This window comes from Rhizobium sp. Leaf453, assembly GCF_001425605.1.
Taxonomy (GTDB): domain Bacteria; phylum Pseudomonadota; class Alphaproteobacteria; order Rhizobiales; family Rhizobiaceae; genus Pararhizobium.
On record NZ_LMRG01000028.1, the window covers coordinates 15,824 to 29,643 of the forward strand.

The following is a 13,820-nucleotide window of genomic DNA, read 5'->3' on the forward strand; positions in this document are numbered from 1 at the left end:
GAGAATGGATAGGGAGGGCTTTTGTTCCATCAAAAGCCGGAACTGGCTCGTAAAGCAGCCTATGCGAGCAGAAACGAACAGGCCTTATCGGCTGATTTAACCCGGGTGGTTAAACGAAGCGATTGCGGCTTCGCAAGCGCGGGTGAAGCGGGCGGACGGGCCTTCGCTGCCGGTGGCAAGCTTGCTGACCTGCGCGCCTTCTCTGAGCATGGAAAGCGTATCGGACAGAAGTTCCGGCTCGCTGACACCGGCATCGCGACAGAGTTGTTCGAGGCGGCGGCGCTGGGTGAGCTTGAAATTCTCGATCACCGCATGGGCCGGATGGCCTTGCTCCTTCAGTTCGACGGCCGCATTGGCAAGATCGCAGCCATATTTATTGTCTTCCAGGCACTTGGCGCTGGCCTGTACCCACCCCTGCAACTGGGCCATCGGGTTACCGGGATTTTTCGCCTCCAGGTCATCCCAGAATTCGGCCGCCTTTTCGGATTTGAACCGCAAAGTCTCGCAGATCAGGTCGTCTTTCGAGCCGAAATGACGGTAAAGCGTCATCTTGTTCGTCTCGGCCGCCTCGGCGATCGCATCGACGCCAATGCCACGAATGCCGTGCTGCCGGAACAGCTCGCATGCCATTGAAACAATACGATCTCGCGGTGCGGCGCGCACTTCCACACACTGACCTTTTTCCAGCCTTATATCTGCCGGCTTCGGGCTCGATACGGATTTCGAATTTTTATTTCCGATGGTTATTGACATAGGTGTGACCGGTCGGTAACTATTCAGATGTTACCTAGCAGTAACATTGTATTTAACTGAAGTCAAGTTTACGACCCCGGCGGGAATTCGCCAGCCGGAAAAGACGAATGAACCCGAAGGAATACCATAATGCACCCGGCAAGCAGCGATCTGACCATAACGGAAGCCCTGGGCGACCCGATGATCCGTGCCATCATGCGTGCGGACGGCGTCACAACCACCGAGATGAAGACTCTCCTCTACTCCGCTGCGAGCGCTCTGCGCCAAATGCAGCCGGGTTCGGTGAGCGCCAAGAATCACACGACCAATCTTCTGGCAGCGCCGAAACGGCGCCTGTTGTCGATGGTCCATCCGCTCGCCTCCCCCTCCGATTACCGCAGAACCGCGGCCTGATCGGAGCCAACCTTCCTCCCGGCGCATCCCCTGAATGCGCACACACAAACCCAGCCGGAGACCTCCCCGGCTGGGTTTGTGCTTTCCAGGATTTGTCTTTTGCTACAATCAGGCCGCGCGACTGTGGGACGCGGCCCGTGCCTGCAGCGTGAAGTGCGAGATCAGGGCGCGCAGGTTGACGCTCTCGTTGGCAAGGGTTGCGCCGGCCGCATTGGTTTCCTCGACCATCGCCGCGTTCTGCTGCGTAACATGGTCCATCCGGTTGACGGCCGTGTTGACTTCGGCAAGACCGGTCGACTGTTCGCGAGCGGAGGTCGCGATCGCATCCATGTGCTGGTTGATCACAACGACATAGTCTTCGATCGTTTTCAGCGCCTCGCCAGTCTCGCTGACGAGCTTGACGCCGTTTTCGACCTCGGCTGTCGAGTTGCGGATCAGATCCTTGATTTCCTTGGCGGCCTTGGCGGAACGCTGGGCAAGCTCGCGCACTTCCTGTGCGACAACAGCGAAGCCACGCCCGGCTTCCCCTGCACGCGCTGCCTCGACGCCGGCGTTCAGCGCCAGAAGGTTGGTCTGGAAGGCAATCTCGTCGATCACGCCGATAATGTTGGAAATCTGGTTCGACGACTGCTCGATCCGGCCCATGGCGTTGACGGCGCTGGCGACGACAGCACCGGACTGTGAGGCGCTGGCATTGGCCTTGGCAGCAACGCCGCGAGCCTCATCCGTCCGTCGCGTCGAATTGGTGACGTTGACGGTGATCTCGTCGAGCGCGGCGGCGGTCTCCTCCAGCGAAGCCGCCTGCTGCTCCGTACGCCGCGCCAGATCGTCGGCGCTGTGGCTGACTTCGCGCGATCCGTTGTCGATCAGATCGGCGGCATGGGCGACAGATACCAGCGTTTCCTGCAACTGGCTAACGGCCGTGTTCAGATCGTGACGCAGGCTTTCGAAATCCGGAGCGAAAGGCTCGGTCAACTGGAAGGACAGATCGCCGGCGGCGAGACGCTTCAAACCGCCCGCAAGGCCGGACGTCGCCTGCTGCAGACGGCGCTGGGCGGCGGTTTCGGCTTCCGCGGTCAGGCGCTGACGATCGGCCTCGGCCTGACGGCGGGCCTCTTCCGCTTCGAGTTCGAGGCGCTTGTTGGACAGGGCAGCCTGGCGGAAGATTTCGACGGCACCGGCCATGGAGCCGATTTCATCGGCGCGATCGGCATAGGGAATGGTCTTGTCGGTATCGCCTTCGGCCAGATTGATCATTGAGCGGGTGATGATGCCTATAGGCCGGGCGATCCCGCGCAGCGCATAGAGTGTCGAGATGGCGATCAGGGTCGCAATGGCTGCAATGATCGCATAGACGAAAGTGACTGCGGAAGCATGCGTGTCCTTGGTCAGTTGCACGGCCTTGCCGACATCCTCGAAATTCAGCGCGACGAGTTCGTCGATGGCCTGCAGTGCCGGATCGGAAATCGTGTTCATATCCCCGAGCGCCTTGGCGGCGCCGTCATACATGCCCATTTTCGACAGGTTCATCATGCCTTCGCCCGCCTTGATGTAGGCGTCGATGCCATCCGTCGTGCGCTTTAGGATTTCACGCTCCTTGTCGGAGGTGGCGAGCGCAGCATAATTCGTTGTGACGGCCTTGATCTCGTCCTGCGATTTCTTGATTGCTTCCTCGGCCGCCGTCGTCGCCTTCGGAGAGGCTGCGGTAATATGCGCGAGATAGCCGATCTTCATCTCCAGCATCTTCGCCTTGACGTCCTTGGCCGTCAGCATGCTCGGCAGGGATTCACTCGTAATCTGCTGGGTCGTGCCCTGAAGGCGCGACAGCGAGTCGAGCGACACCCAGGCAAAGCCCGCCGTGATCAGCGCAATGGCGGAAAAAGTGGCGACAAGCGAGGTTCTGATGGACGGTCTGGACATGCAACGGGCTCCCATATCGGTACAGCCTTCCCGCCGATGCGGTGAAGGGGCAACCCGGAGCAGACGTCATGACTGGCGGGATTGAACAACCGGAATCATTCCGGCATCACGCTCAACTTTGCCAGTTACATTAGCTTCAAACGATTAAATTAATGTAAGTTTTAACGAACACGGAGAGATTTTTGAGTCTTTGCCCACCGAAAGGGCGAAAGCTCAGATCATCAGACCCTGATTGTCTGCTCGGTGAAATCCTCAGTCCCGAAAAACTTGAGATAGCGTTCGACTTCCGACGGTTCACCGGTCGCCTTGCGCGGATTGTCGGACAGCTTGACGGCCGGACGGCCATTGACATCGCTGACCTTGCAGACAACCGAAATCGGGTTGAGACCGCTGATTTCAACGGGCGCGCAACCTGCGAAATCATTGGTCAGATTGGTGCCCCACCCGAAGCTCATGCGCACCCGGCCCTCGAAATGCCGATAGGTATCGAGGATCGTCCCGACATCGAGACCATCGGAAAAGATCAGCAGCTTTTCCTTGGGATCCCGCCCCATCTTATTCCACCAGGCAATGATCTTCTCGCCGCCCTCGATCGGCGGCGCGCTATCGGGGCGAAAACCGGTCCAGTCGGCCACCCAGTCCGGCGCATTACGCAGGAAAGCGGCCGTACCGAAGGCATCCGGCAACACGATCAGCAGGTTGCCACCGTAAAGCTGGTTCCAGTCCTGCAGAACCTTGTAGGGCGCCTCACCCAGATCCTGATCGTTGCGGGCAAGCGCCGCCGCGACCATCGGCAACTCATGGGCATTGGTGCCGAGCGCTTCGAGGTCAGTATCCATGGCAAGCAGAACGTTGCTCGTTCCGGAGAAGGATTTGCCGATGCCTTCCTTCAGCGCCTCGACGCACCAGCGCTGCCAGAGGAAGCTGTGGCGACGGCGCGTGCCGAAATCGGAAATCCGAAGGTTCGGATGGGCTCGAAGTTGCTCGACCTTCGACCACATCTTGGCCTTGGCACGGGCATAGAGCACATCGAGCGCGAACGGCCCCATATCCTTCATCGCCGTGCGCGAGCGCAATTCGTTGATGATGGCGAGCGCCGGGATTTCCCACATGGTCGTATGGGTCCATTTGCCCGGGAAGGTCAGTTCGTACTGACCGTGACGGCGGGACAATTCGTAGTCAGGTAGCTGGAAATCAGCGAGCCAGGCGAGGAAATCCGGCGCGAAAATCTGCTTGCGGCCATAGAAGGTGTTACCGGCGAGCCAGATCATCTCCTTCTTGGTGAACCGCAGGCCACGGACATAATCCAGTTGCTCCCGCAACTCCTGTTCATCGATTTCGTCCGTCAGGAGGACTGTCTTCGTTCGATTGATGACCGAGAAGGTGGCGTCGACTTCCGGGTAAAGCCGCCAGATCATCTGCAGCATCAGGAGCTTGTAGAAGTCCGTGTCCAGCAGGCTGCGAACGACCGGATCAAGCTTCCAGGCATTATCGTAGACCCGGCGGGCGATGTCCGTCTTGGTCATGAAAAATCTCCCCCGCTCCGGCACTGACCGGTCATGCACATGTGGTTCACCCCGCAGTCATGACACGGCATTCGGTTCGGCTGCAACACGAAGAATGCAACAAAACAGCACAGTTGACGCAGAAAACCCGGCTTCAGCCGGGCTTTCGCAGTCGTCGGATGGTGACGGGGGTCAGGCGACCAGCAGGAAGTCGCTGGTGGACAGGCTCGTCACGTTGTCGAGTGTGACGACAAGAACGGCGTCATGATCGTTGCCGGTTCCGTCGGCATCATACCAGAGCCGGCCATTGTCCTTCTCGAAGAAGAACTGCGCGGCGGTACCGGTCGCCTGCAGGTCGTTGCCGGAAAAGAGCGCGAGGCTGGAGAACCCGAACTCCGACTTGTCAATGACCAGCTTGTCCTCCCCGCGGGTGAAGTCGGTGATCTCATCACCGGAGCCGATGGCATCCTCAGACGCGTAAACGAACTGGTCGGCACCGGCACCGCCGGTCAGAAGATCGCCATGTGCGCCGCCTTCCAGCACGTCGTTGCCATCGCGTCCATCGAGCTTGTCGTCACCGCCACCGCCGACGAGCTTGTTGTCGGATCCTCTGCCGAGAATGGTGTCGTCGCGATCGCTACCGATGACATCCTCGATGCTCGATACCGACAGACCGGCGGCAAGCCCGCCATTCCTGGAATTGTTCATCAAGTCAAGGATGACCGACTTGTCGGAGACGATATTGAAGGTCAGGAGATCGCGACCAGCGCCGCCGTCGAAATAGTCCGTACCGCTGGCATCGGTGCGCTCGAGATGATCGTTGCCGTCGTCTCCATAAAGCTTGTCGTTGCCCTTGCCGTCGATGAGGACGTCGACACCGGCACCACCCCTGAAGGTGTCATTGCCGGCCCCGCCGGACAGGCGGTCATCACCCGTCCCGGCCGTTACCGTCTCATGGCCGGATCCGCCTTCATAATCCAGCGATTCCATCGTGTTGAATGACGTTGTCGAGTTGACATCGACAAGACCGTTGCTGAAGACGAAGGTGACGTTGGATGTCTCCTCCGAGAAATCGATGAAGATCCGGTCCGTACCGCTGCCACCAGAGGCATAATCACCATTGTTGATGTGCAGCACGTCATTGCCGTTCTCGCCGTACACCTTGTCGTTCTGGGTATCCTTGATGCCGCCGGTTGCCCAGAGGGTATCATCGCCATCACCACCATAAATCAGGTCGGCTCCATTTGCGCCGATGATGTCGTCGTTGCCGCCGAGCCCCTTGAGCGTGTCATTACCGTTGTTGCCGTTGAAATAGTCATCCAGCGCGCCACCCCTCATCGAGTCGTTGCCGGTACCGGACGTGATATGAACACGTTCGATATTCTTCAGCGTGACGCCGCCATTGACGAGAGTGGCATCGGCTGAAAGCGTGAAGGTGAGATCGGCCGTGCTCTTGAAGCGGTTGACCCAGCCGGTATCCGTGCCCGCGCCGCCATCGATGTTGAACTGGCCGGCTGCCGAGCCACTGGCATTGTTGACATAGGAGATATCATTGCCATCGCCGAGCGCGACGGTGTTGACATGCGTGCCGGTCTCGACGCTGACGGAAACGCTGTCATTGCCCGTTCCCGCATCGATCCTGTTGGCGCCGCCGGTATCGACGATGGTATCGTTGCCGGCCGCACCCTTGATCACATCATTGCCGGTCGTGCTGTAGAACTGGTCATCGCCGCTGCTGCCGGTCAGCGTGTTATTGCCACTGCCGGCATCGAAATCAACGTGGGACGCGCGGGTGCCATTCAGCACGTCATTGCCCTTGCCGGTCTCGATCGTGAAGCTTTCTCCGTCCGTGATGACAGTACCGTCGGAAAGTTTTGCCGTCGTGCCGGTGATGGAGAAGGTGACGGCACTGGAGACGTCGGAACGATCGACCCAGACGGTATCGAAGCCGGCCCCTGCCCTGATCGTATCCTTGCCGCCGCTGCCGACAACCAGGATGTCATTGCCATCGCCGCCATCCAGCGTATCGACGCCTTCACCGCCATCCAGCATGTCGTTGCCCTTACCGCCGGACAGGACATCATTGCCGTCGAGGCCGGACAGGACATCGTCTCCGGTCCAGCCGGTGAACTTGTCGGCGGTTTCCGAGCCCATGATCGTATAGGTTTCGAAGTTGACGATGCTGGTCCCGTTGGAGAGCACCTGCTTGACGGTCGGGTCCTTGGCCGTGAAGACGCCGGACACGCCCTGAAGCATCACACGGTCATTGCCCGTGCCGCCATCGAGGACGTCCTTGCCTTCATTCGCCCAGGTTTCGAGCGAGTGAACGATGATGTCGTTACCACTTCCGCCCAGCACGGTGTCATTGCCACCATTGCCATAGAGAAAATCATCTTCAGAGCCACCGTCGATATAGTCGATGCCATCGCCGCCCTGGATGAAATCCGTTCCGGCGCCACCCAGAATACGGTCATTGCCCGCTCCGCCCAAAAGCGCGTCGTCGCCGTTGTCCCCATAAAGGCGGTCATCGCCGTCATCGCCGGACAGAAAGTCATCGCCGTATCCACCGAACGCGAGGTCATTGTCAGCCCCTCCCGAAAGTGAATCGTCACCATTGCCGCCTTTGAGCGTGTCATTGCCCTCGTCACCGTTGACGATGTCGTCACCGATGCCGCCATCCAGCGTGTCTGCTCCATCGCCACCCAGGAATCGGTCATTCCAGCGACCGCCCGTCATCGTGTCGGCAAAAACGCTACCGGCGATGTTGAATTGCTCGACGTTGACCAGCGTCGCGCCGAGGAAACTCCGGCTGTCGATCGGATCCCAGGCTGTAAACGTCATGCCCTTGCTTGAGCTTTGGAAACTGAAGTCGAGGCTGTCGAAACCGAGACCGCCATCAATCTTGTCGCCTGCAGCGGAACTCGCCGAGGGGTCGAACCAGTAGATAATGTCGTCACCGGTTCCGGCATTGATCGTGTCTCCACCCAAGCCGCCGAAAAACTGGTCATTGCCTGAGCCACCGGTGAGCGTATTTGCGCCGTCCGTCCCGAACAGCGTCTGATCACCGACGCCGGGAATGGTATAGGGCGCGGCGGCAGGAGAAGCCTGCGTCGCATTCAATAATTTCTTCATCTTGTCCTCATGGATCATCGGCCAAACCGGATGTCGGGCCTTTTGGCTTCACTTGAACCGGCGCTCAAAAAACGCTGCGGCCGACTATGGCTAGCCCCGCCGATCCCCGACCATATGTTCCCACGGGAACAAAAAATCCCGTTGTTTTGCGCCTCCGAAACGAGACGGATATGAAGAAAATCAAAAATATAACATTTCTTCATAACAAAATATCAGATATTAATTGATAATTGGCCGCCATCTGTGATATTTCACTCTCCACAGCGGTGGGAGCCGCAGGGAGAGATCAACACGACAGGCCGGACGAAAAGCCTCAAGAGATGCGCGATCCGATGTCATTCGACGCAATACATCCTGCAGTTCGGCGCTACGCGAAGACATTCCATTTCTTGAAATGAGCGGGACCACCGCAAAGGAGAGGACATGACAACATTATCGGCCTGGGTCGGAACCAGCTGGAAGATGAACAAGACCTTGGCCGAGGCCATGATCTTTGCCGAGGGTCTGGTTAGCAGCGACGCCGCACGCGACCAACGTATCCAGCGCTTCGTCATCCCACCGTTCACGGCCGGCCGGCAGGTGAAGGACAGGCTGGCTGCGACCAGCGTCAAGGTCGGTGCACAGAACATGCATTGGGACGACGCAGGCGCCTGGACCGGGGAAATCTCGCCGGTCATGCTGAAAGACTGCAATCTCGATATCGTCGAACTCGGCCATAGCGAGCGGCGCGAACATTTTGGCGAAACAGACCGCACGGTCGGGCTGAAGACGGCAGCGGCAGTGAAGCACGGGCTGATACCGCTGATCTGCATCGGCGAGACCCTGGCGGAACGCGAAGCTGGCCAGGCTGATGCCGTTCTCAAGCGCCAGGTGGAAGGCGCACTGGGCCTGCTCGAAGGCACGGACAAGACCAAGACGATCCTTCTGGCCTATGAGCCGGTCTGGGCGATCGGCGTCAACGGTATTCCGGCCTCTGCCGACTACGCCGATGAACGCCATGCCCTGATCGCCGAATGGGCCAAGGCAAGCCTCGGCGTTGCCGTTCAGGTGCTTTACGGCGGCAGCGTCAATCCCGGCAATTGCGCGGAGCTGATCGCCAAGCCGCATATCGATGGCCTGTTCATCGGCCGCTCGGCCTGGGACGTCAACGGCTATCTCGACATTCTCGACCGCGTTTCCAAAACACTCTGACACCCAACACAGGAAGGATACAGCCATGAAAATCGCCATCGGCGCCGACAGCGCAGGCAAGCCGCTTCTCGACATCATCGAAGCACATCTGGCCACCAAGAGCGGCCTTGAGGTCAAGAACCTCAGCCAGTCCGGCTTCTATGCTGACCTGTCCAAGGGCCTTGCAGAAACGATCGTCCGCGGAGAAAACGATCGCGGTATCCTGATCTGCGGCACCGGCATCGGCGTTTCCATCTCCGCCAACAAGGTGCCGGGCATCCGTGCCGCCCTGACGCACGACACTTATTCGGCCGAACGCGCGGCGAAGTCCAACAACGCCCAGATCATCACCATGGGCGCCCGTGTTATCGGCCCGGAATTGGCAAAGGCCATCGTCGACAAGTGGCTGGAATCCGAATTCGACCCGAACGGTTCCTCCGCAGGCAACGTCCAGGCCATCGACCGTCTCGACGCCGGCAAGTGAATATCTGAGCATCCCTTCCGCAGAATATGTAGATCCTCCCTCATGTCCTGCAGAACGACGCCCGGCGAAAATGCCGGGCGTTTTCGTTTCAAGCAGGCCGATGGGCGATCCTCGCCTACAGGACGAAATACCCCTTCGACAGGGTCACCGCGTCGTCGAGATGGATAGCGAAGTCGACTTTCTTGTCGCCGTTCGTATCACCGTAGATATACGTATCCGAGGCCTGTTTGATATATCGCAATTCACCGGCGGTACCGGTAAAACCTGCCGTGCCGAGATAGGTAAACGCCTGATCTCCAGCCACGGCGGAATTGGCATCGATGGCGGAAAGATCAATCCTGTCGCCGTCCGCGGCGGAAAAATCGAAGATCGTGTCGCGGCTGGCGACAGTGCTGTCCCCCATCAGCTTGAAAAGGAAGGTATCCGCCCCGGAGCCGCCCGTCAGGTCATCGGCACCCAGGCCACCGTCAAGCGTATCGTTGCCGGCATCACCCGAGAGAATATCATCTCCAGAACCGCCGGTGAGCCGGTTCGCCGCTGCATTGCCGTACAGTTTGTCAGCGTGGCTCGATCCGGTCAGGCGCTCGATCGAGACATAGGTATCTCCCAGGGCATAGCCGGTGTTGACCGCCGAGTTGAACAAGCTTGCCGTTACGCCGGCAGTTGCTCCGGAATAGGAGACTGTGTCCGTGCCGGCGCCACCATCCAGCTTGTCGGCACCGGCACCCCCGTTCAGCGTGTCGTTGCCAGCCTCTCCGAACAACTGGTCATTTGCGCCGTATCCGTAGAGCACATCGTTGCCGTCACCGCCGAGTATCTTGTCAGCGCCGATATCGCCCTTCAGAGTTTCCGCCGCCGTCGTGCCGGTGATCGTCTCGAGCACGTCGGTCACGCTGATCGTGAACGTCTTGGTGACCGTCAGCCCACCCGAATCCTTCACTTCGACTGTAATCGTATCGCTCTGAACGGTTTCGTAGTTGATCGCCTTGGCAACCTGCAGCGTGTTGCCCGACAATTTGAACAGGCCGCCGGCATTGTCTGTCAGCGCGTAGGTCAAGGCCTTTCCTTCCGGATCGACGGCCGACAGCGTGCCGATCACCGTGCCGAGGTTGGATCTCTCGGTAACCGTCGCCTTCGACAGCGCCACCGAAACGGGTGCCTCGTTGACATCGGTGATACCGATCGTGAACGTCTTCGTCGTCGTGTTGCCGGCCGGATCGGAGACCTCGACGGTGATTGTATCGGATTTCAACGCCTCGTAGTTCACCGCCTTGGCCAGTTGCAGCTTGTTGCCGGACAGCTTGAACAGGCCGCCGGCCGTATCCGTCAGCTTGTAGGTCAGCGTCTTGCCTTCCGGATCGACAGCCGAAAGCGTGCCGATCGTCGTTTCGACAGCCGAGTTTTCGGCGATGGAGGCTTTCGAAAGCGCCAGCGATGTCGGCGCCTTGTCCTCGGTGGTGAGTGTCGTCAGATCGACCGTGCCGTCCGAGAACTTGGCGATTTCGATGTTTGTCAGGGTATCCTTGCCGTCCTTGCCCGCCCGGTTGTCTTGAACAGTGATGCTCCCATCGCTGTTCTTGGTCAGCGTATAGCTCGCCTTGGTTCCGGAAAAGACAGCCGTGTCCGTTCCACCCTTGCCGTCGAACACGTCATTGCCGCCATTGCCGCGAATAGTGTCACCAAACTGTGTGCCGCTATATCTATCGGCGCCGGTCGATCCGACGATGTTGTGTGCTTCTGCCCAGAGGAAACCCTCCAGAGGCGACGGATTCGAAAATCCGCCCTCATCATGGGCTCCGCCCATCAGGGCATAGATTACATCGTGCAGGTCGCCCTTCGTTCCATACGGATTGCTGATGTTGAGACCGCTGATCTCGATCGGCGTCGTCACATTGATGATGTGGTCGTTCTCGTCCTGATCGAAAGAGCCGTTCGAACTGTTGTAACTGTCGCCGAGCGTCGACAGGCGCACCGTCGTCAGCGTCCCACTCAGTGTATGGTCGTTGAAGTAATAATTGAAATCCGAGCCATCAAGGATGATCGCCTTGGTGTCGCTCTCCTGTCCTTCGATGATCTTGTCGAGGAGCACGATCTCATCGCCGTCGAACTGGCTGTCGCCGCCCAGAATGTACGGCCAGCCCGTTGGCACCAGTCCGGAAAAATAGCTCGTGAATTCCGTGTTGAAATCGACCCCTGTTGCGGAACCGATCTCGGCGGTGAGAGTGATGGTAATGGTCATCTCGTCAGTCCTTGTCGTTGGGCGGATGGCTCGGCCGTTTCCGCTTTGCTGGCAGGGCCGCCGACGAATGCCGCCGGCCGTGATCGCAAACCATCCGCATCCGCGGATGGGTCAGGCTCAAAATTTGATCGTCAGCGATGCCTTGGCGTTAAAGCCCGGGCTTGGATCGGCATTCAGATATTGTGTGTATTCGCGGTCGAGAATGTTGTTCAGCTGCAGATTGGCTGATATGGTGTCGTTCACCTCGAAATTGGCGAAGATGTCGACCAACTGGTACGCCTCGCCGACGAAGCCGGTGGCAAGGTCGTCATCCTTCTCGCCGACGACAGTCACCCGCGTGCCGGCTGTCAGGCGCTCGTCGAGCGCGCGAAAACCGAGCGTCGTGACGACCCGGAACGGAGGCACTTTCTGCAGCGGACCGCCGGTCGTCAGGTTTTCACCGTCCAGGACCTGCCCGGAAAGACCGGCGAAGATGGTTCCGGCGTCGTAGTTGGCCTCGAACTCGACACCCTTGATCCGCGCCTTGGCGATGTTCTGGTATTGATATCCGCCCGGGATCGGGAACATCTGGAAGACCTGGTCGATGTAATCATCGACATCGTTCTGGAAGACGCCCACCTTCACCCGTAATTGGTCGGAGGTTATGACGTCGTCAAAGCGAAGGTTCACGCCGGCTTCGATCGTGTGCGCCACCTCCGGCTTCAGGTCCGGGTTGGGAAAGAAGCGTCCCATGACCGGTGGCGGATGAAAGCCGTCGATCAGCGTTTCGGTAATGGCGGGCGCGCGATAGCCTTCCGCATAGGTGCCGTAGAACGTCACCTGTTCCCAAGGGGTGACACCCACCGTCAGCTTGGGCGACAGGCGCTGGCCGTCCGTGCCGATCGCGTCGTCGTCTTTCAGGCTGTAGCCGTCGTAGCGCAGCGCAGCGAGGACTTCGAGCCAGTCGTCGAACGAGATCCTGTCCTGGATATAGGTGCCATAGGCGACGCGCGTGCCCGACGGCGTCAGGTCGTCGCTGCTGCCGGCCGGATCGACTGTCGTCACCTTGTCGCGGAAAACGTCTGCGCCGTAAGTCAGTTCATGCGTCAGCCGGCCTGTATCGAAGGTCGAGGTGTTGAAGATATCGAACCCCGCCGTACCGACATCGAAGGACTGAGCGGAATCGCCGATAACACCGCTCGCAGACTGATCGGACAGGGTGCTGGTGTAGTAGACCTTCGCGCTCAGATCCCAGAAATCCGAATCCGGCGTGTAGCGGTAGCCGGCCGTATAGGTATCGACCGTAACATCGGCTTCGCGGATGCTGCTGGAACCATAGTCGAACGTGTTGAAGTAGCGCGTCGCAGACAGGCTGATTTCCTGGTCATCGGTTGGACGGATACGGGCCTTGGCGAGACCTGACCGCAGGTCCTGAGCCGATTCGATCTTCTCGCCGTCGCCCGACTTGTAGTCGTCCGGCTGGAACCATGTGCCGGCAATGACGAAATCGGCGGCATCCTCGAAGCGCATCGCCGCTTCGCCGTGCACGGTCGGCCCGAAACCATTGGTATCGAGACCGAGCTTGAGACGCCCGCCCTGATCTGCGCCGTCCATCAGCACATCGTCGGCATCGATCGTGGTGAAATTGACCACGCCGCCGATCGCGCCACTGCCATAAACGACCGAACTCGGACCGCGCGTCACCTCGACAGCCTTCAGCATGTTGGTGTCGAGATAGAACGTGCCATTGGCTTCGTGGCCGTTTTTCTGGAAGTTCTGGCGGGCGCCATCCACCATGACATTGACGCGGCCGAAATCCTGCAGACCGCGCATGTTGATCGCCGTGCCGGGATCGTCGGCGGACGTCTGCGTCGTGACGCCGGGAACAAGCGTCATGATCTGGGAGACCGGTGCGCCCGGCATCACCACGTCGAGTTCCTCGCGCGTCACCGCGCTGGAACCGGACAGAGTGTCATAGACTGCCTCGCCGAGCCTGGTTGCCGTCGCAACCAGCTTTTCCAGAACCGTCGCGTCACCGGACGTGTCCACAGCGGTAGGCTCGGTCGCTTCCGCATCCTGCGCGAACGCCGGATGGGCAGCCGGTCCCGGAATGCATGCGATGATCATGGCGGCAATGGAAACCGTCGCCAGCAGCGAAAACCGGAGCTGAAATGCGCCGGTCTTAGAACGCAGTTCGGGGCGGCCTTTCGGGCCGCCCCCTTTTACACGGGTCATTGGACTTTTC

General features: G+C 59.4%; 9 protein-coding genes. 3 read left to right on the plus strand and 6 right to left on the minus strand.

What is annotated here, in order from left to right:
• Positions 1-96: 96 nt before the first annotated feature.
• Positions 97-753, minus strand: a complete 657-nt coding sequence (locus ASG68_RS25040; protein WP_082478616.1) for a TetR/AcrR family transcriptional regulator — start codon at positions 751-753, stop codon at positions 97-99.
• 129 nt (positions 754-882) lie between these two features.
• On the opposite strand from ASG68_RS25040, the gene ASG68_RS25045 reads away from it, so the two are divergent.
• Positions 883-1,146, plus strand: a complete 264-nt coding sequence (locus tag ASG68_RS25045) for a hypothetical protein (RefSeq protein ID WP_062584076.1) — start codon at positions 883-885, stop codon at positions 1,144-1,146.
• 108 nt (positions 1,147-1,254) lie between these two features.
• On the opposite strand, the gene ASG68_RS25050 is transcribed toward ASG68_RS25045, so the two are convergent.
• The 3 genes from ASG68_RS25050 to ASG68_RS25060 all read right to left on the minus strand — a co-directional run bounded on the left by ASG68_RS25050 (position 1,255) and on the right by ASG68_RS25060 (position 7,703).
• Positions 1,255-3,066 carry a methyl-accepting chemotaxis protein gene (locus ASG68_RS25050; RefSeq protein ID WP_062584077.1) on the minus strand — a complete coding sequence of 604 codons (1,812 nt, stop codon included), beginning with the start codon at positions 3,064-3,066 and terminating at the stop codon, positions 1,255-1,257.
• Between the two features lie 221 nt (positions 3,067-3,287).
• Entirely contained in the window at positions 3,288-4,592 is a 1,305-nt protein-coding gene (gene pncB, locus ASG68_RS25055) for a nicotinate phosphoribosyltransferase (protein ID WP_062584078.1), read from the minus strand.
• 171 nt (positions 4,593-4,763) lie between these two features.
• Positions 4,764-7,703, minus strand: a complete 2,940-nt coding sequence (locus tag ASG68_RS25060; RefSeq protein WP_244484325.1) for a calcium-binding protein — start codon at positions 7,701-7,703, stop codon at positions 4,764-4,766.
• Positions 7,704-8,126: 423 nt separating this feature from the next.
• Here ASG68_RS25060 and ASG68_RS25065 point away from each other — a divergent pair, with 423 nt between their 5' ends.
• Together ASG68_RS25065 and ASG68_RS25070 are read left to right on the plus strand one after the other, a co-directional pair.
• A complete protein-coding gene (locus tag ASG68_RS25065) occupies positions 8,127-8,894 on the plus strand; it encodes a triose-phosphate isomerase (RefSeq protein WP_062584080.1) in 768 nt (255 codons plus the stop codon).
• A 25-nt stretch (positions 8,895-8,919) separates the two neighbouring features.
• Complete coding sequence (locus ASG68_RS25070; RefSeq protein ID WP_062584081.1) at positions 8,920-9,357, plus strand: RpiB/LacA/LacB family sugar-phosphate isomerase; 438 nt, start codon at positions 8,920-8,922, stop codon at positions 9,355-9,357.
• A gap of 115 nt (positions 9,358-9,472) precedes the next feature.
• On the opposite strand, the gene ASG68_RS31635 is transcribed toward ASG68_RS25070, so the two are convergent.
• Together ASG68_RS31635 and ASG68_RS25080 are read right to left on the minus strand one after the other, a co-directional pair.
• Complete coding sequence (locus tag ASG68_RS31635; protein ID WP_062584082.1) at positions 9,473-11,596, minus strand: M10 family metallopeptidase C-terminal domain-containing protein; 2,124 nt, start codon at positions 11,594-11,596, stop codon at positions 9,473-9,475.
• Between the two features lie 117 nt (positions 11,597-11,713).
• On the minus strand, positions 11,714-13,810 hold the full coding sequence (locus ASG68_RS25080; protein ID WP_082478615.1) for a TonB-dependent hemoglobin/transferrin/lactoferrin family receptor: 2,097 nt from the start codon (positions 13,808-13,810) through the stop codon (positions 11,714-11,716).
• Positions 13,811-13,820 lie beyond the last annotated feature (10 nt).